This is a genomic window from Marinomonas rhizomae (assembly GCF_003315485.1).
Lineage (GTDB): Bacteria > Pseudomonadota > Gammaproteobacteria > Pseudomonadales > Marinomonadaceae > Marinomonas > Marinomonas rhizomae.
Window position 1 is genome coordinate 287,278 of record NZ_QNSE01000002.1, and the last position, 18,081, is coordinate 305,358.

Consider the following 18,081-nt stretch of genomic DNA (forward strand, 5'->3'; position numbering starts at 1 on the left):
AGTTCCCATAGGAGTCAAAAATGTTAGCTATTTTTACACATACCCCAATGTGGGTTTGGTTGTTGTTGATTTTGCTTATTTACTTGGGTGCAAAGCAAAGCCGAGACCGTCACGTGTCAAAAAACAAAGCCTTCATTCTGCCTATTGTGATGATTGTGTTTTCACTGCACGGCGTAATGTCGAATTTTGGTGGCAGCTTTGATTCGCTACTGTTTTGGAGTGTCAGTTTTATTGCGACGCTATTGATTGGCGTATTGATTTTTCCATCTCAACAGGCGCGGTTTGATGAGTCGACACAATGCTATTTTATAAAAGGTAGTTGGCGACCACTGTTTCTTATTTTGGGAATTTTTACCATTAAATACACGGTCGGCGTGATGGAAAGCATGCAAAGTGATTTGCTTAGTCTGTCATTTTTTGTTGATGGGTTGTCGTTGCTTTATGGCTTCTTCAGCGGCGTGTTTGCCGCGCGTAGTGTGAGCCTATGGCGCTTGAGCCATCAGACTCAAGCTTATCCTTCGCCTTGAGCAGTTAACGGTCTGGTTTTGGGCTCGCCATCCAGCCCAATCCCATCCAGATGATGCCAATGCTTAACATGACATAGAGCGATGCCGTCCATGACTGCTGCCAGTCGTAGAGTGCGCCAATTAACACAGGGCCAATAGCTGCGAGCGTGTAACCGATTAGCTGTGCCATACCAGACAGCGCGGCTGCTTGTTTTGGGCTATTGGTTCGTAAGCTGACAAAAGACAAGCCCAAAATAAAGCCCATACTGACGCCAAAGCCAAAAGACACCGACCAGACACCAGACCAACTTGGAATGAACAAAAAGCCAGCCAAGCTCAATGTCGTCAGCCCAGTGGCAAACAAGCAGAGTCGTCTATGACTGCCTAAGCGATTGATAAAGGGCGCTAAAATCAACGAAGGAATAGCGCCCGCTAGTTGCAAGTAACCTTGATAAAGCCCAGCTGTCGAATCGGTATAACCATTATTCATTAAAATCGCCGGGACCCACGCGACCACCACGTAATTCACCAGCGAGTTGACGGCTAAAAAACCAGCCACTTGCCAAGCGGTAATGGATCGCCAAACCGAGGTTGATATTTCCACATTGTTAGTCTGAGGAGGCTGATGTTGGGTTATTTTACAACTGAACCAAACCACCAAAGGTAACAGAATCAACACACTTTGACAGGCCAGAGCAAATGACCAACCGCTCATAGGCAAGTGAAAAGAGGGCTGCTCTGCATACAAACTTAACGGCACCGCAAGGCTCGACATCAGAAAGCCGCCGATGCTCATCATCAGCACATAAATCGCCGTGAGCTGGACCACGTAATTCGGAAATTCGCGTTTTAGCAAACTCGGCAACAAGACATTACCGATGGCAATACCAGCACCAATAAAAATAGCGCCAATATACAAGGTGCTGATCGAACCAAAAGTACGGATTATCATACCAATGGCAATTAAGCCTACACCTGAAGCCAAAATCCGCTCAATGCGAAAATGACGCGTCAGCCAAGACGCCACAGGCGCAAAAAAACCAAACACCAACAAGGGCAAACTAGTAAGCAAACCAGATTGCGAGCTGCTTAAATTCAGATCGGCACTGATGCGATCTAGTAAGGGCGGCAAGCCTGTTACTGGGCCACGTAAACTCAGTGCCACCAGAAAAATAAACAGAAGTAAAAATGCCGCGTCGTGTTGCGCTAATTTATGTAATCGTTTCATGATGTCCATTTCGAAAAAGTGATGCTGGGAGAGATTGTCGAGTCGCTATTATATGAGTTACTCTGCTTGCTGAATTGAGAGATTTGGACAATAAATTGCGAAATACAGACAGAACTATGCTTCAGACATTGACCGACCTTTGCTTTGCAGACCACTACCCACATCGCATCTTGGTATTGCGCTCACAATCCGTGCCCCATCTTGAGGAAACCCCATGGCATCATCATAAGAAAGCACAGCTTGTGTTGCCATTAACTGGCGTTGTGACCAGCTTTATTGATGACAAAATGTGGCTTGTGCCACCGCGCTGCGCGGTTTGGATTCCCAGTAATCTCATGCATCGTAACCAGATATCGCCTAATGCTGACGTGTGCATGTTATTTGTCGACAGCACTGATTTAGCGTTGCCGGAAGTTGCTTGCACCCTGACGATCACGCCTTTTGTACGGGAATTGATATTGCATCTGCATACGCAACAAGATTACGAAAAAACCGATCCGGCAACGGACCGACTAGTCGATGTTTTGCTCGATCAACTCATTCAACTAGAGCGAGAAGAGTTTGATTTTCCTATTCCTGATGAACCAACACTTAACCGCCTTGCCCTCGAACTCATTGCCAGACCCAACGAAAAGCGTACCCTAGGCGAATGGGCCAGTGACTTTGCCATGAGCGAACGCACCTTAGCGCGCCTGATAAAACGCCATATACAACTCACCTTCGGTCAATGGCGTCGCCAACTTCACATCGTTCTCGCTCTGCAAAAACTCGCCATCAACATGCCAATTCAAACCATCTCCGAAGAACTCGGCTACGACTCCGTCAGCGCTTTTATCACCTTTTTTAAAAAAGCACTGGGAAAATCACCAAGACAATATCGGATCGAGCGCTGGGGGAAGTAAGGGTATCTATCGTGCAAGTGTTTGTTTTAGTGGGCGAACTTCAACACTACTACACCAAGGATGATCAGCAACACGCCCATGTAGCGAAGCAAGGAAGTGGGATCGCCATAAAACCAAATACCCAATAAAAACGTGCCAGATGCACCTATTCCCGTCCAAACCGCATAAGCGGTTCCCATCGGAATTTCTTTTTGTGCCAACCACAGTAAAGCACCACTTACCGTCATAAAAAAAATCGCAATGGCAATCCCTAACATTTTTGACCCGCCAGATTGCGCCATTTTTAAGCCGACGGGCCAGCCTATTTCGGTAAGCCCTGCTAATAGTAAATAGACCCAGCTCATGTTCATCACTCCATACTAGAAATATTCGCACTTAAGTGGGCGAAGTTGCTTTTTATAGTATCGATATTTATGATGATATAAAGTTATTAACTATCGATATTTTTCATATGTTGAGTTTAGAGCAAATCAATATGCTGGTGTTATCCGCTGAATTAGGGTCTTTTTCAGCGTGTGCGAGAAGACTGGGTAAAGTACAGTCAGCCGTGAGCCACGGTATCAGCAGCTTAGAAATAGACTTAGGAGTTGAACTGTTTGATCGCTCCTCACGTAGCCCAAAACTGACGCTGGAAGGGGAACGTTTAATCCGCAGCGCAAAAGCGCTTTTAGCCCAATCCCATGAGTTTGAAAAAATTGCCGAATCCATTACGCGTCGTGAAGAGGGTGCATTAACGATTGCCGTTGACGATGCCTTATTGACGCCTTATTTGAGCTCTATCTTGGCTGTATTTTCTCAAGCTTTTCCCCATGTCGAAATTGACCTGATTTCTTTGGCGTCGCCTGACATTATTACCAGGGTGGCCGATGGCAATGTTGACATCGGCATGATGTTTTCAGAAGTAGAAGTGAATAAGCAAGTGGACTTTTGTTACGTAGGCAGCGTGGACTTTGTCGCGGTGTGCCATGCTAATTTCCCCTTAGCGGCTTTGCGTCGGCTCTCCGAATCGGATTTGATACCCTATCGCCAAATTGCAGTGAGAGGCCAGCAAAAGCGAGAGTCACAAGCACTCATCAGCATGACGCCAAATGCATGGTGGTGCTCAAGTAACTACAGTGTATTGGAGTTGGTGAAACAACAAATAGGCTGGGCTTACCTTCCTTTAACCTTGGTCCAGCCCTTCATTCAAACAGGCTTACTGCAAAAAATAGACGTCACCTTTGACCACAAACCCTGGTCTGTCCCCGTTGACCTAGTCTGTAAAAAAGGCGCCTTACGTGGCCCAGCTCATCAGTGGCTCTTTGATGCCTTTAAAAATGCATTTCCTGCTGAGCGTTAGGTAAGGTAAAAAGATAAGAAATTATAAAATGGACATAATAATATCCAAAAAATCTAAAATTAGACTAAAATAGATACTATTGTATCTTTTTTATGGGTGGTTGTTTCTATGAGTCATTTCCTATTGCTGGACGACAGCGACGTACAGCACGCTTTTGCGGCGCATCTTCGTAAGCTGCGAGAGCAAGAAAAACTGTCTCGCGATGCATTGGCCACTCGCAGTGGCGTGCCCGCGCCTACTATTAAAAAGTTCGAACTGACAGGGCAGATTTCCTTTCGTCAGCTACTGTTACTCTGGCAAAGTCTCGATGATCTATCGCGGCTCTTTGCGTTGACTCAAAATACAGAAAATAATCAATCTAGTATGCCAACGTCCATTGAAGAGGTGTTGAAAGATGGCTTTTAAACCCATTCAAAAACTCGCCACGACCGCCAGCTTTGCAAGCTGGGAACAAGCCCAACAAGCGATAGAAGAAATTGTAGAGTCTCTCTCAGGGTTTCATGACGCCGCTTTATCACTCGGCGTGAAACCCGATACCGTGCGTCTGATAGAAAAACAACTGGATGCTTGTTGGCAAGATAACAAAGGTTTGTTGGGGGAATGAACCGATACGAAATCTTGGCTGTACAGGAAGGCTTATCAAGATAGGACTGTATTCCTATAATAGTTAAAAATATAGGAACACAATCCTATTTTTGAATAGGGATAAATGAAATGCCTAAGAGAGACATGCACCGAGTGTTATTTCCCAAACAACTCAAGGTTTGCGTGTGTTCGGTGAAGATTTGTTGTTGGCAGCTAAACGGCGAGGCTTTACCAAGCAATTGATTTGTGACCGTACCGGGTTTGATAACAAAACAGTGAACAAAGTCTTTGCGGGCGATCCGGGTGTGGCGATTGGCACTTATATTAAAGTCATGGCTGTGCTTGGTATGGAGGGCAATTTCTCGACATTGGCTGCCCATGACGAAGTAGGCGTTAAGCTGCAAAACATTAAGCTACTGGAGGGCAGGAAATGAGCCGTCGAGTGGTGGAGGTTTATGCCCATTGGATGCCTATCGACCCGCCTTTGTTAGTGGGACAGCTGACGTTCGCAGAAAGCAGCCGAGGTGGTGTGTTTAGCTTTGCTTACGATCAAGCCTTTCTAGCATCAGATTACCGCTTACAGATAGATCCACTGCTAACGCTTCATGATGGCGAACTGTATAACGATTCACTCGATAAAAACTTCCGTGCCTTTTTGGATTCATCACCGGATCTTTGGGGTCGAATTCTCATGAAGCGACGAGCCGCCATTGAATTTAACAAAGGCTTAAGGACAACAAGTCGACTCACTGAATTAGACTATTTATTAGGTGTACATGACTCTTATCGAATGGGCGGAATTCGCTTTAAACTCGCTGGTTCGACAGACTTTTTAGATGACAACTTAGATAACTACAGCGAGTTTGCTGCACCGCCTATGGCCTCTCTACGAGAGTTGGAATATGCCGCTCTCCAAATAGAAAAAGACGACAATATTGAGAGCGATGAATATTATCGCTGGCTAAAAATGTTGATTTCTCCCGGCTCATCGTTAGGTGGTGCTCGGCCAAAAGCGTGTGTAACAGACGAGAAGGATCACCTTTGGATTGCCAAATTTCCCAATCAAAGTGATGTTTTTGATGTGGGGGCTTGGGAAATGGTCTGCTACGAACTGGCTCAAGCCGCTGGCGTAGAGATGTATCCCAGTGAAATCCGTCGATACTCCTCTGAACATCATACTTTTATCACCAAACGGTTTGACCGAATCGGCACGCAGAGAGTGCATTTTTCCTCCGCCATGACCGCAACGAAGCGACCCGCATCTATGATCAAGTGCTCGGTGCCGTGAAACACTGGCAAAGCATCGCCAACCAGCTCGGCATCCGCCGCAGCGAACAACTAGCCAAACAAGAAGCGTTTAATGTTTGAACGCGGCTTAGAAAGAGACATAGGCAAGCAGATGTCTTTTGGGTTATGTATAAAAAACACGAAAAAATAGACATGTCATAAGGATTTGGTCTTTTCATGTCGAAAAAGTGGGAAAATTTCGACATGACTACCTCTCGATGGTGACGCTCTGCTAAGCGATAGACAGAATAGATCATATACGCGTTGCGAGAGTTACAAAAAGTTAGCAAAAGCACTCAAAACATTTATACTGTTTTTATATACAGTATATTGGTGTTTAAGGAGAGACAATGAGCCGATTTGAACTGGGTTTTAAGTCAAGCGAACTACCCGTTACGTTAAAAGATTGTAGCTATGAGAATGATACTTGTCCCTCGTTCTATTTTCGAGTGAAGGATCAATACTACAAACTGTGGGTAGAATACAAAGACAAAGCCCAACGAGAAGACCCTGATAGCCCTCGTTACACGGTGTGTAAAGCTATCAATGAAGGGGATGATGAATCGCCAGAGATTTACAGCGACTCATCAAAAGAAGATCTTTTTCGTTCCGAGTATGTGAGTGAACTGATTGGATTTCTTTCTTCCTAATTTACTTTTGACGTGGTGGTTTTTAGAGGCTTTTGCTTTAAGTAAAGCGGATACGTATACGAAGAAACTATCTATATGAAGTCACGTTAGTATGGAATCTTGCCTCGTTTATTTTTGCGAGTATGATTGGGCGATTTTAAGTTTAAGCTGTTGGGCGAATGAAGAATAAAGAAGTACTAGTAATTGACCTATTTGCTGGGCCTGGTGGGCTGGGAGAAGGCTTCTCGTCAGTGAAAGATGAAACAGGTAATGCTGTCTTTAAGATAGGTATTTCCGTTGAGAAAGAAGCGTCAGCCCATAAAACGCTTACAACACGTGCTTTTTATCGAAAAATTAAAGATGTTGAAGGTGGCTTAGAGAGCTACAACGCATACTTGGCTGGAAGTATTACACGTCAGCAACTTTTCGATTTATTTCCTGAGCAAACTGAAGAGGCAGAAACCGAGACCCTTTATGGCCCTAAAGCGCTAGGTGATGATAATGAAATCATCCATGAACGAATTACCGAACTCGTAAAGCTACATAGTGATTGTCCAAAAGTCGTTATAGGTGGGCCGCCATGTCAAGCTTATTCACTGGCTGGTCGTTCTCGTAATGCAGGAATTAAAGACTATAAAGCAGAAGACGACCATCGCAATTTTTTATATAGAGAATATTTGAAAGTACTTTCTATCGCTCAGCCTGATGCATTTGTGATGGAAAACGTTAGAGGCATACTTTCGGCCAAAATTGCCGAAAAAATCATGTTTCCAAGCATCCTAAATGATCTACGTAATCCAGAGCAAGCGACAGGTATAGCGAGTCCTAGGTACAAAATTTACTCCTTAGTTGTTGAAGCCTCAGATAAAGATAATCCAGTTTATAACGATTCAAGTGATTACCTTATAAGGGCTGAAAACTATGGAATTCCCCAAGCGCGTCACCGAGTCATTTTATTGGGTGTACGTAGCGATATAGAAAAAGCCCCCAAAACGTTGACTCGTTCTGACGAACAAGTGTCTGTTAAACAGGCGATTGATGATTTGCCTAAACTTCGAAGTGGATTCTCCAAACGTAAAGATGAACCGCAAGCATGGGAGAAGGCTGTCTCGCAAAACTCAGCACGCATAAAAACCTTATTAAAAAAGCAATTCGATGGAGTAGAAAGCCTAGACTTGCAACCATTCAATAACTTGTCTCGTTCTGCCACACAGCCTATTACTCCACTCAATTTAGTACCAAAGAGTCTTGCTGATTGGTACCGTAAAAATGAACCTTGCCAAGTGCTTAACCATGAAACACGTGGTCATATGGAAAGTGATTTACTCCGGTATGCTTACAGTGCCGCCTATACAGATATTAGAGGTGATATCTCACCTAAATCTCGAGATTTCCCAGACGAGTTAGCACCAAAACACGAAAACTGGAAGTCAGGTGCCCATGCTGATCGCTTTAGAACGCAAGCAGCCAATAGATATGCTACAACGGTCACAAGCCACATTTCCAAAGACGGGCATTATTTTATTCATTACGATCCAAAACAATGTCGTAGCTTAACGGTACGAGAAGCGGCACGTTTGCAGACATTCCCAGATAACTACTTGTTTGAAGGCAATCGAACACAGCAGTACGTGCAGGTTGGAAATGCTGTGCCACCATACTTGGCACAGCAGATAGGGTGGGTTGTAATGAGGCTGCTTGAAGTTTAATCTTTCGCATTAATAGACTGCAGTCGCAGTTAAAATATATGGATGTAAATATGCCTGATTCACTTATTCTAAAATTTGACCCAAATACAATTGAGCATCTAGGTGTTTCGCTTTATTCAAAACTCCCTAGCGTGCTTTCTGAGTTACTCAGCAATTCATGGGATGCGGATGCAAAGGTTGTAACTATCGATTTTTCTGAGCAGGAAAATGCAAAGGAGATCATCTACGAAGACGATGGCGAGGGTATGACTTTTGAAGAGCTTAATAATAAATACCTAGTCATAGGTCGTAATCGTCGTCGTGACACTCAACGACAATATAGTACTCTTGGTCGCCCCGTTATTGGAAAAAAAGGCCTTGGAAAACTGTCTGTTTTTGGTATCTGTGATGAGATCGAAGTAATTTCTATCAAAGAGGGGAAAAGAAATCATTTCACTATGAACCTTCAAGAAATTAAGGGAAGCCGTGGAAATGAATACTCTCCAGAATTGCTTGCTTTTGATGAGCGAACCTCTGCCAAATCAGGAACTAGGATCATTTTAAAAAAGATTCGCCGTAAAAGTGGTTTTAATTTAGATGATATTGCTCTTAGTCTTTCTAAAAAATTTATTATATTTAGTGAAATGGATACAAGAATTACTAGAAATGGGGAGAGTGAGTCAGAAATTCATATAACCAATGATCTAAAATACCAAACTTTAAATACAGAGTTTACTTGGGAGTTTCCTGATGAAAAGTTTGACTCAGAATATTCTTACTGGGGTCAAATGAAAGGTTCTGTGATTACTTTGAAAACTCCAGTTAGAGACACAGAAATGAGGGGGATATACCTCACATCTAGGGGTAAAATTGTCAACGTTGCAAGCTTTTATGGTGCGCGTGATAATGATCAATTCCACAACTATGTTACAGGTTACTTAGAAGTCGATTTTATTGATGATTTTGAAGATGACGTAATTTCTACTGATCGACACTCCTTAAACTGGGAGCATGAAGAAACGCGTTCTCTACAAAGCTACCTACAGACAGTTATTAAAGTCATTGGCAAAGAGTGGAGAGAACGCCGAGCCCAAGTGAAGCTAGAAGCTGTAGAAAAAGAACATAAAGTTGGGCTTGAAAAATGGAAGGCGAAGCTGCCATCTTTTGAAAGAGATTTGGGCGAAAAGATAATTAATCCTATTTTAGAAAACTCAAACATTGATGTGGGTGAATCAGCAGAGTTAATTGGAAGCGTGATGGATAAGTTTGATAACCAAGCTTATAAAGAGTATGCGTCTTCTATAGCTGATTTATCTGAATCAGCGGAGGATATTCCTAAGTTGCTACGCTTAATGGATGAATGGAAATCTATAGAATCCAAGCAGTATCGTGATTTGGCTATTTCACGTGTCGAAGTAATAAAACAATTCGAGAACTATGTAAACACAAATACAAGAGAAGTCCCCACTCTGCATAATTTTTTGAAGAAGTTTTCATGGCTTTTAGATCCTCGGATCTTAGAGTTCCGTGATGAAGTCACGTACTCAAAGCTTCTTGAAGAAACTTATCCTGAAGAAGAGTTAGGGGAACAAGAGCGCCGTATTGATTTCTTATGTAGTAATGCTTTAGGGGAAATTCTTTATGTAATCGAAATTAAGCGTAGTAGCTATAAAGTCGATGTAAAAGCCATAGAGCAAGCTTATGAGTATGTATCCTATTTAGAAGAAAGGTATGCTTCTCAGACAGGGTTCTCGCGAGTTGTTTGTTATGTAGTTGGCGGTAGTAAATCAGAAGATAGGAAATTTAGATCGAAAGAGAAAACATATGCCGAAACTGGAGAGGTTTTTGTTAAGACATACCGTGAACTTCTTGAGCAATCAAAAGAGTACCATAAGGAATTTATAGAAGCTTATGATCAGCATAATAGCTGACTTTAAATATTAAAGCCTATTGGCTCTTCACATATAGGTTGGTATAGGCTTATTGCCTTTAATGTCTTCAAAGCCTTCTAAGGGATGTTCAGCCAATACCTAAGTTAAGCGCTTGGTAATTATTGCTGAGGTAGATTTCTTTTATTGCAGGTTTAATGCTAGTGGAGTGGAGATTAGATCTGCTTTTTTGAACCCCTCAGAGCTATCATTGCGGCTTTGAAGAATACCTGTAGAATATTAGCGGCATCAGCTTGATTAGCAGGCGCGTTGCAAATTGAATACGATAGATCGTTGTATATTGAAAATCACACGGCCATTCATAAGTTCTCTATCTGTTTTTGTAGGGAATTAAAGAATCGCACTAGATTTGGCTACCAATAATCAGGTTTAAATATTGGTTTCTTCTTGGTCGGTACTTTATCAGGTAGCTGATTTGCAGCGAGTTCTTCATTCCTAACAATTGTCCGCATCCAATCTGCTTGGTTGCGAAGTGTGCCTGGTGCGCCACGTTTAATACCTTCTCTGTGTGGAAGAATGACACCAATTGTTATATGAGGAAAGTCTTCTTTGATTGCTTGAAGAGCAGGGCCGATATCAGTATCTGCAGAAACCAGCACAATTTGTTGAATTTGATCTTCCGTGTGTAAAGCTTGTTGCTTAGACAAGAGGCGATACAGGCTAACCGCTAAATTAACATCTGTTTCCTTTTCTTCTAATTTCCAGATATCAACCTTATCTTGCCGGGACGGTCGAGTCGATTTGTTAACAAACCTTGGGGCTTGTGCTGGCTCGAGAGTATGCCTTCCCATTGTTACAGAAACACCACAAGCTTTTAGCGCTCGGATATAAGAATCCTGCGCTTCTTTTGATTGAGTTCCCCGACTCGCTAATTCTGGCTTTACTGGTGAACTAAAGTAGTAAATTGCTGCGGTTTTTGATTTAGGGTTTTCGATTGCTGTGATGTGAGTTAGTAGGGCGGGTAGGTCGAGCCACTTGTAGGAAGTATTGGCAAGTAAGCCGTAAAATAGATTATATCCATCAATAAAAAAAGTTGTTCTCATTTTATCTATCCTTAGATGTGAAAAAACCGGCCAAAGCCGGTTTTTTCGCCTTAACAGCCAGCGTAACTTAATCGCTGCGTACAAGGCTGAGTTGTAATACTTATGGTAGTGATCATTTTGATAACTTTGAATTTCATATAAGCTATCAATTATATAAACCTTATAATTTCAGGCTATATCAAGGCGAATTAATCTATTTTTGTCAGAGTGCTAGAGAAAACGTGAGGTAGGCTAAAGCAAGTTATCAGTCTATAATTAGTCCATATTTAGACTGATAGGCTTTTTATGAATATTCAAACCGTGTCCTACCTGAAAGCAAATGCCAATAACCTCTCGTTAGATAATCCTTTGCACGTCACTCAGAACGGAAAAGAAGTGTATGTTGTACAAGACTCGCGGGCTTACTATGAGCAGCAAGAAACCATTGCTTTGCTTAAGCTGATCAACCTTTCTGAGCGTAGTTTGAATCAAAAGGGTGAGCTGTCTTTGGATGAGGCATTTGATGTCTGAGTCTTTTCAAGTTGTCGCTACGCCAGTATTTAAAGAGACACTTAAAAAGCTATCTGCATTCCTAACTCGCAAACATGGGGCTGCCGTGGCCGATGACGCTCGGAGCCTAATGAAACAACAAGTTCAGGAACTGAGTCTTCATCCTTTTTCCTCCCCGATCAGTGAGCGTTTATCCGCTTTGGGTTTTATGGACTATCGCCAAATGCTGGTAGACCAGCACAGCTTAGTTTTCTATCGAGTCGATGAAGAGGCGAACAAGGTTGTACTGATTGCTGTGATGGACAGTCGACAACGCATCGAGCAGCTGCTTTATGAAACCATGCTGGTGCTGTAGATGATGAAAAAGCCCGCTTCTACATAATGTAAAAGCGGGTTTTTGAAATACTGTTATGACTTACAAAAAACGACTTATTCGGTTGCTTCATGGATCGTTTCTTTTGTGCTGTTGTAAGCTTTTGAAGAGTCTTCTTTCACGCCTTCCCAAGTATTTGCGCAGCCAGCTAGTGCAAGTGTTACTGCAATTACTAATAATGGAAACTTCATGTTTAAACCTCTTTATTGTTAGGGGTCTTTTCAGGTTAACAAAAAGTTTTGTAAAGGGTAATCCACTATTTTGATTTAACTTAGGATAAAGCATTCGATTTTTAAGCCGAACATTGAGCTATTCTGGCGAAGGTGCTTTTAACCTAGTAAAAGTCATGACTTATTAGCCAAAAGTCTACTCGTCTATATTTCAGCGCCTTTCTTACTAAAAGCCCTAGGGAGGAGCGCTTTTTTACGATTCTCTAATCGGTCAATTTGTTTACATCAAAAGAGATTGACCTTCTTCGGCTCTGACATAGAATAGCGTCAATTTATCCCCAGCTTGGGGTTGCTTAGAATTGAGGTGATAGATGTCCAGTACATCGGTGGTTCCAACAGGTTCGATTCGTCAGAGCCTTAAAACGGTTATTGAAAATTCGACGATACAGCGTGTTTTATTGGCATTGATTTTAATCAACGCCGTTATTCTTGGGTTGGAAACCTCGCCAGAGGTGATGACTATCGCGGGCTCATTCTTAATAGCCTTAGACAAGGCTATATTGGCGGTATTTGTTGTTGAGTTGAGTATTCGTTTGTTTGTACACCGTTTTGCGTTTTTCAAAGACGGCTGGAATGTCTTTGACTTTATCGTTGTGGGGGTCGCCTTAGTCCCTGCCAGTGGGCCTTTTGCGGTATTACGCGCGCTGAGAGTCTTGCGGGTGCTGCGCGTACTGACTTTTGTTCCATCGATGAAAAAAATTGTCGGGGCGTTAATCAAGTCTCTAAATGGCATGTTGTCCATTGCCATGGTGTTGGGTCTATTGTATTACGTGGCCGCGGTTATGGTGACCAAGCTGTTTGGTGAGGCGTTTCCTGAGTGGTTTGGTAGCTTAGGTGCTTCCCTATATACGCTGTTCCAGGTGATGACGCTAGAAAGTTGGTCAATGGGCATCGCGCGTCCTGTAATGGAAGCCTTCCCTTATGCTTGGGCGTTTTTTATTCCATTTATTCTGATTGCTACTTTCACTATGCTGAATCTCTTTATTGCCGTCATCGTCAACGCAGTGCAGACCATGCATGACGATGATAACAAAGATGAGCTAGACGCTGAGAAAGTGACACAGCAACAGTTATTGGAGAAAATGCAACAACTTCAATCTGAGCTACAAGCATTGCGTCGCGACATTAATAAGCCGCAGGAAGAGGAAAGCGAGTCGCGTTAATCCTCTAAGCTTCATATACTTGAGACTGATTCCGGCCGTTTTCTTTAGCTAGGTAAAGGGCTTTATCGGCTTGGTTTATGCTGTTCTTTAAGTCGGGATTTTCTATGTCTACAGCGGCAATACCCACGCTAACGGTAAAGTGTACGGTGTGAAGGTTGTTCACTTCTATCGCTTTCTTTTCTAGCGTTTGCCGCACCCATTCAACTAAGTTAAGCGCTTCATTAGTCGATGTATTGGTCATCAAGATAATAAATTCTTCGCCGCCATAACGAGCTAAAATGTCTTGTTCACGGCACTCCTCCATTAAGGTATTCGCTACTTGTACGATGACTTTATCGCCAAAACCGTGACCATAGGTGTCGTTAATTTGTTTAAAATGATCAATATCAAACATGGCGATGGCTGCAGGTTGTTGAAGCTGTTTGGCCTGTTGCAGTAAATATTCCGCTTCAGTATTAAAATGACGTCGGTTGAAGAGCTGCGTTAGTGAGTCTGTTGAAGCGAGTAGTTTAAGCTCGTCTTGCGATGCTTTTATTGCTTCTAGTTTACGAATCCGATAGGCGATGATAAGTGATAAAACGAGCGCTTCGAGCATGATGCCAATGCCAACACCGTGGCTATTCACGTAAGTAAATTCTGCTTTGCCTTTATAAAATAAGACCGCTATGGTGCTAAACACTACAAACAATCCGTGACCGAGTAAAAAGAAGGGGGCGATTGGGTGTTTACGAATGAGCATCGAGATGGTGACGGAAATACTAATGACCATCATGATAGCGGCCAGCGTACTAGAATAGTTCAGAGCCGTTATCATATCGAACAGACCATAGACAAAGTCGCAAATCAGTAAGGTAAGAATTGATAGCAGTGCCCAATGCTCTATGGGATATTTTTTCTTGGTTTCAAAAATATTGATCATGAAAAGCAGCAAAAATATCGGCATAGCAACTAACGACAAATGCCATTTTAGCGTGATGGAGCCAAATACATTGAAAAGATCAGCGAGTAACCCGTAAGAGAGCGCAATCCAAAATCCGCCAGCAACTAAATAACAGGCGTAAAAGAAATGCTCTCTTAATCGTGACGAGAAGAAGAGTAAGAAGTTATAGATCATCAGCGCCAACAGCATACCTGTTAGTAAGGCGATGTCTGTGTATAACCCCAATAAGGCTCTTTTAGATTGGTCTTCATCGTATAGGTTAAGAGTAAACCACTGGTGCGAAAACGACTGACTTTTGACCAGGAGCGTTTTGTGTTGGTGAGGCGCTAATGTGATATCAAACACCGCGCTGCCTCGATACATCCATTGTTGAGTTTCTTTTCTATCCATGTCGAGTATGCGTTCGCGAGTTAGTTCACCATTCATGATCTCATACAGTTCCACCTTATGATTGTGGTATGCATAAGGATGGTGAAGATAAATTTTGACCGGGGTTGTATTCGCATTTTCGATTTCAATTTTCGCCCATGTCATTTTTGAGGTTGTACCCAATGAGACGCCGTTTGGAGATAACTGAAACTCTTGTTTTTGGACTTCAGAGACGGGCATTGTTTCTGTTTTATCAACAAAGTATCCCATTTGGAACTGTTCTAGCTTTATGGAAGAACCTTGAATCACTTGAGTGGGAATAGTGGCATTCGCCACACTAGAAAATCCCCATGTTACAAAAAGCAGGCATATGCGAATAAAAAGTTGAGAGTAAGAATTGATCATGAATCATCTTCCGTAACGAGAGCTGTATTTTTCGTTTAATAATGCATTCTAGCCGATTGATCAGAAAAAAGATCGTGTCTGAATTGTTTGGGGTTGGAGCGCTTCGATTAAGACGATAATAAGAAGAATGTAGGGAATATCTGCATTTCAGCTGATATTCCCTAGGCATAATTACTCGATGTTCTGTATCTGTTCTCTCATCTGTTCAATTAGAACTTTCAGTTCCACGGCGCTTTGGGTGGTTTCTACGACGATGGATTTCGATGAAAGGGTGTTGGCTTCGCGGTTAAGTTCTTGCATTAGGAAGTCGAGTCGGCGGCCGATTGGGCCTTTTTGTTGTAGCTGGCGACGCACTTCTTTGGTGTGTGTAGCTAGGCGGTCTAGTTCTTCAGCCACGTCGGCTTTTTGTGCCAGTAGAACGATTTCAGCTTCGACTCGCATTGGGTCGAGATCGACTTTGGCTGCGTCGAGTTTGTCGAGTAGGTTTTGTTTTTGTGCCGCGATAATTTCTGGCAATTTGGCTTGTACTTCTACGACGATGGTATCGATGGCGTCTAGGCGTTGTTCGATGATGTCTTTTAGCTGTGCTCCTTCTCGTAGGCGTACTTGAATGAGCTCGTCGACCGATTGATTAAAGAGTTCGACGACGGCTTTTTTCATTACTTCGAAATCGCTGCCTTCCTCGCTGAGAATGCCTGGCCATTTTAGGATATCGAGTGGGTTGGCAGGATCCAGATCTTTAAACCAAGTGCCTAGTGTATTGATGGCGTTTGCCAAGGCTTGGGCGTTGTTTGGATTAATGGTTAAATTGGTGGCCGCTTTGTCTACGCCTTGGAAACGCAGTTGGCATTCTAGTTTGCCACGGTTTATTTTTTTGCGCAGCACGTCACGGAAAGCAAACTCAAGCTCGCGGAAGTTTTCTGGTAGACGAAAGTTAGGTTCTAGATAGCGCTGATTCACTGAGCGAACTTCCCAGCTAATTGTGCCCCAATCGAATACGGCTTCTTGGCGCGAGAAGGCGGTCATGCTTGCTGTCATCTTGAGTTCCTACGTAAAAAATCAAAAAATAAAGTCGACATTGTAGCCTAACGAGACGGGGTTCGACAGGTTTGCTAAATGTCATGTTTTCCGGCTGCTGGGGGCGCAATTTTATCTAAGATCATTATAATTATGCCTTTATCATGGTTAATAAACAGAGAGAGCAAGTATGCGTCCAAGCGGAAGAGAAGCAGATCAATTACGTCCCCTGAAAATCACACGTAATTTTACTAAGCATGCAGAAGGCTCAGTGCTGATCGAATGTGGCGACACGAAAGTTATTTGTACTGCCACTGTGGTTCATGGCGTGCCGCGTTTTTTGAAAGGCAAGGGCCAGGGTTGGATTACAGCAGAATACGGTATGTTACCTCGCTCTACCCACAGCCGAGTGGATCGAGAAGCCGCACGCGGTAAGCAAACTGGTCGTACGGTTGAAATTCAGCGTTTAATTGGTCGCTCTTTGCGGGCGGCGGTGAATCTTAAAAAATTGGGTGAGAACACCATCACGATTGACTGTGACGTGATCCAAGCGGATGGCGGTACGCGTACCGCTTCTATTACGGGTGGCTTTGTTGCGTTGGCGGATGCCATGCGTGTTTTAGTTGAGAACAAAAAGATCAAAGAAAATCCAATTACCTCGCAAATCGCAGCCATTTCTGTGGGCGTTTATAAAGGCGTGCCTGTGTTGGATTTGGATTACCCTGAAGACTCTAACGCCGAAACAGATATGAACGTTATTATGAACGATAAAGGCGGTTTCATCGAAATTCAAGGTACTGCCGAAGGCGAAGCGTTCAGCGACGAACACATGATGGGCATGTTGGCTGTGGCTCGTAAAGGCATTGCTGAAATTATAGAAGCGCAGCGCGCGGCTCTGTTCGATAAAGAGTAGTCGACCAATAAAAGCCGAGGCTCTTGATGCCAATTTTCTAAAATCTAGCTTCGGCTAGATTTTTTTTGCCTGTTGTATGGATTGTAGTCAGTTTTTTGCAATGTAACGATTTGCAAAAATGCAACCTGGGTAATGTATAAAGCTTGAGTCACGTTGGTTTCTGCTTCATATTTGGACAAGGATGGAATATCTAATCTTCTTTAGAATAGAGAGGAAAGTAGAGTGTCATGAAAAGAGCCTGTCAGTTTTTAGTTGCTTGTATTTTGGGCTGTTTGTTAATGCCTGCTAGATCTCTTTTCGCAGAAGAAATTGTTTTACATACTGTGCATGTACCGCCTCACGTTATTGATGCTGCGTTACTTCCACCGCCCTCTGATTTTGCTAAAACGGAATCGGTTTATGGTTTTGATGTTGACATTCTAAGGGCCGCGTACGCGACGCAAGGCGTTTCTGTACGTATTGTTCTCAGTCCTTGGAAGCGGATTATGAGAGACGTCAAAGCAGGTTTGATCTTAGGGGCAGTGTCTTGTCGACGAATTCCTGTTCGAGAAGAGTTTGCTATATTTTCTGATCACCTTAGTGATTCTGTTAATGCTCTTGTTACTCGAAAATCCTTTCTTGAGAATGAGGTGACGACACTCGATACGCTTAAAAATTACAATGTGGCGGTTGTGAATGGTTGGTCTCAGGTTGGTATTCTAGAAAGCATTGGTCAGCCATATACTTCTGTATCTGGTTTGGATCAAGGAATTAACGTGGTGCTGCATCGTAATCAAGATGTTTTTATGACGGAACGAGACAGTGCTATTTTTGCCGCAAAGCGCATGCAGATTATTGATCAATTGAGCTTCTATGATGTGACCGAATTGGATCTAGATCATTATTCGGTTTGTTTTAGTAAGCGATACCCCGACGCTGAAAAATGGCGTGACGTATTAAATAAAGGATTAGAAGAATTGAATACGAATGGCCAAAGAAAGGCATTACTCAAGAAGTACGATATCTCTTTTGTAATTCAGTAGCCAG

Annotated in this window: 21 protein-coding genes; 15 read left to right on the forward strand and 6 right to left on the reverse strand. The window is 42.9% G+C overall.

Annotation, left to right across the window (positions count from 1 at the left end; genetic code table 11):
- Window positions 1-20 precede the first annotated feature (20 nt).
- Window positions 21-527, forward strand: coding sequence for a DUF6622 family protein (locus tag DFP80_RS03200; protein WP_113915369.1), 507 nt, complete (start codon window positions 21-23; stop codon window positions 525-527).
- Window positions 528-531: 4 nt separating this feature from the next.
- Here the strand turns inward: DFP80_RS03200 and DFP80_RS03205 are convergent, their stop codons facing one another.
- Window positions 532-1,734, reverse strand: coding sequence for an MFS transporter (locus DFP80_RS03205; protein WP_241560169.1), 1,203 nt, complete (start codon window positions 1,732-1,734; stop codon window positions 532-534).
- A 74-nt stretch (window positions 1,735-1,808) separates the two neighbouring features.
- On the opposite strand from DFP80_RS03205, the gene DFP80_RS03210 reads away from it, so the two are divergent.
- On the forward strand, window positions 1,809-2,636 hold the full coding sequence (locus DFP80_RS03210) for an AraC family transcriptional regulator (RefSeq protein WP_241560170.1): 828 nt from the start codon (window positions 1,809-1,811) through the stop codon (window positions 2,634-2,636).
- Window positions 2,637-2,662: 26 nt separating this feature from the next.
- On the opposite strand, the gene DFP80_RS03215 is transcribed toward DFP80_RS03210, so the two are convergent.
- On the reverse strand, window positions 2,663-2,980 hold the full coding sequence (locus DFP80_RS03215; RefSeq protein ID WP_113915372.1) for a DMT family transporter: 318 nt from the start codon (window positions 2,978-2,980) through the stop codon (window positions 2,663-2,665).
- 35 nt (window positions 2,981-3,015) lie between these two features.
- Here DFP80_RS03215 and DFP80_RS03220 point away from each other — a divergent pair, with 35 nt between their 5' ends.
- The 8 genes from DFP80_RS03220 to DFP80_RS03255 all read left to right on the forward strand — a co-directional run bounded on the left by DFP80_RS03220 (window position 3,016) and on the right by DFP80_RS03255 (window position 10,095).
- A complete protein-coding gene (locus DFP80_RS03220; RefSeq protein ID WP_241560171.1) occupies window positions 3,016-3,975 on the forward strand; it encodes a LysR family transcriptional regulator in 960 nt (319 codons plus the stop codon).
- Window positions 3,976-4,083: 108 nt separating this feature from the next.
- On the forward strand, window positions 4,084-4,380 hold the full coding sequence (locus DFP80_RS03225; protein WP_113915373.1) for a helix-turn-helix domain-containing protein: 297 nt from the start codon (window positions 4,084-4,086) through the stop codon (window positions 4,378-4,380).
- Entirely contained in the window at window positions 4,370-4,579 is a 210-nt protein-coding gene (locus tag DFP80_RS03230; RefSeq protein ID WP_175020579.1) for a hypothetical protein, read from the forward strand. The genes DFP80_RS03225 and DFP80_RS03230 overlap by 11 nt, the downstream gene beginning before the upstream one ends.
- A gap of 166 nt (window positions 4,580-4,745) precedes the next feature.
- Entirely contained in the window at window positions 4,746-4,994 is a 249-nt protein-coding gene (locus DFP80_RS03235; protein ID WP_241560172.1) for a transcriptional regulator, read from the forward strand.
- On the forward strand, window positions 4,991-5,848 hold the full coding sequence (locus tag DFP80_RS03240) for a type II toxin-antitoxin system HipA family toxin (RefSeq protein ID WP_241560173.1): 858 nt from the start codon (window positions 4,991-4,993) through the stop codon (window positions 5,846-5,848). Before DFP80_RS03235 ends, DFP80_RS03240 begins: the two co-directional genes overlap by 4 nt.
- A 349-nt stretch (window positions 5,849-6,197) precedes the next feature.
- Window positions 6,198-6,497: a hypothetical protein gene (locus DFP80_RS03245; RefSeq protein WP_113915374.1), complete on the forward strand. Its 300-nt coding sequence runs from the start codon at window positions 6,198-6,200 to the stop codon at window positions 6,495-6,497.
- A gap of 158 nt (window positions 6,498-6,655) precedes the next feature.
- Window positions 6,656-8,185: a DNA cytosine methyltransferase gene (locus DFP80_RS03250; RefSeq protein ID WP_113915375.1), complete on the forward strand. Its 1,530-nt coding sequence runs from the start codon at window positions 6,656-6,658 to the stop codon at window positions 8,183-8,185.
- Window positions 8,186-8,235: 50 nt separating this feature from the next.
- Window positions 8,236-10,095: an ATP-binding protein gene (locus DFP80_RS03255; RefSeq protein WP_113915376.1), complete on the forward strand. Its 1,860-nt coding sequence runs from the start codon at window positions 8,236-8,238 to the stop codon at window positions 10,093-10,095.
- Window positions 10,096-10,466: 371 nt separating this feature from the next.
- Here DFP80_RS03255 and DFP80_RS03260 read toward each other — a convergent pair whose 3' ends face one another.
- Entirely contained in the window at window positions 10,467-11,156 is a 690-nt protein-coding gene (locus tag DFP80_RS03260) for an NYN domain-containing protein (protein ID WP_113915377.1), read from the reverse strand.
- 285 nt (window positions 11,157-11,441) lie between these two features.
- On the opposite strand from DFP80_RS03260, the gene DFP80_RS03265 reads away from it, so the two are divergent.
- Both DFP80_RS03265 and DFP80_RS03270 read left to right on the forward strand, forming a co-directional pair.
- Window positions 11,442-11,666, forward strand: coding sequence for a type II toxin-antitoxin system Phd/YefM family antitoxin (locus tag DFP80_RS03265; RefSeq protein WP_113915378.1), 225 nt, complete (start codon window positions 11,442-11,444; stop codon window positions 11,664-11,666).
- Complete coding sequence (locus DFP80_RS03270; RefSeq protein ID WP_158601330.1) at window positions 11,659-12,000, forward strand: type II toxin-antitoxin system RelE/ParE family toxin; 342 nt, start codon at window positions 11,659-11,661, stop codon at window positions 11,998-12,000. The genes DFP80_RS03265 and DFP80_RS03270 overlap by 8 nt, the downstream gene beginning before the upstream one ends.
- 74 nt (window positions 12,001-12,074) lie before the next feature.
- On the opposite strand, the gene DFP80_RS20840 is transcribed toward DFP80_RS03270, so the two are convergent.
- Complete coding sequence (locus DFP80_RS20840) at window positions 12,075-12,209, reverse strand: entericidin EcnAB (protein WP_110577088.1); 135 nt, start codon at window positions 12,207-12,209, stop codon at window positions 12,075-12,077.
- A 350-nt stretch (window positions 12,210-12,559) separates the two neighbouring features.
- Here DFP80_RS20840 and DFP80_RS03280 point away from each other — a divergent pair, with 350 nt between their 5' ends.
- Window positions 12,560-13,411: an ion transporter gene (locus tag DFP80_RS03280; RefSeq protein ID WP_113915380.1), complete on the forward strand. Its 852-nt coding sequence runs from the start codon at window positions 12,560-12,562 to the stop codon at window positions 13,409-13,411.
- A gap of 4 nt (window positions 13,412-13,415) precedes the next feature.
- On the opposite strand, the gene DFP80_RS03285 is transcribed toward DFP80_RS03280, so the two are convergent.
- Together DFP80_RS03285 and DFP80_RS03290 are read right to left on the reverse strand one after the other, a co-directional pair.
- Window positions 13,416-15,125, reverse strand: a complete 1,710-nt coding sequence (locus tag DFP80_RS03285; RefSeq protein ID WP_113915381.1) for a sensor domain-containing diguanylate cyclase — start codon at window positions 15,123-15,125, stop codon at window positions 13,416-13,418.
- A gap of 171 nt (window positions 15,126-15,296) precedes the next feature.
- Window positions 15,297-16,163: a YicC/YloC family endoribonuclease gene (locus DFP80_RS03290; protein WP_113915382.1), complete on the reverse strand. Its 867-nt coding sequence runs from the start codon at window positions 16,161-16,163 to the stop codon at window positions 15,297-15,299.
- Between the two features lie 169 nt (window positions 16,164-16,332).
- Between DFP80_RS03290 and rph the strand changes: the two genes are divergently transcribed.
- Complete coding sequence (rph, locus tag DFP80_RS03295) at window positions 16,333-17,055, forward strand: ribonuclease PH (RefSeq protein ID WP_113915383.1); 723 nt, start codon at window positions 16,333-16,335, stop codon at window positions 17,053-17,055.
- A 227-nt stretch (window positions 17,056-17,282) separates the two neighbouring features.
- Window positions 17,283-18,077 (forward strand): substrate-binding periplasmic protein, encoded by a 795-nt coding sequence (locus DFP80_RS03300; RefSeq protein WP_113915384.1) that lies wholly within the window; start codon window positions 17,283-17,285, stop codon window positions 18,075-18,077.
- The last annotated feature ends 4 nt before the right edge of the window (window positions 18,078-18,081 follow it).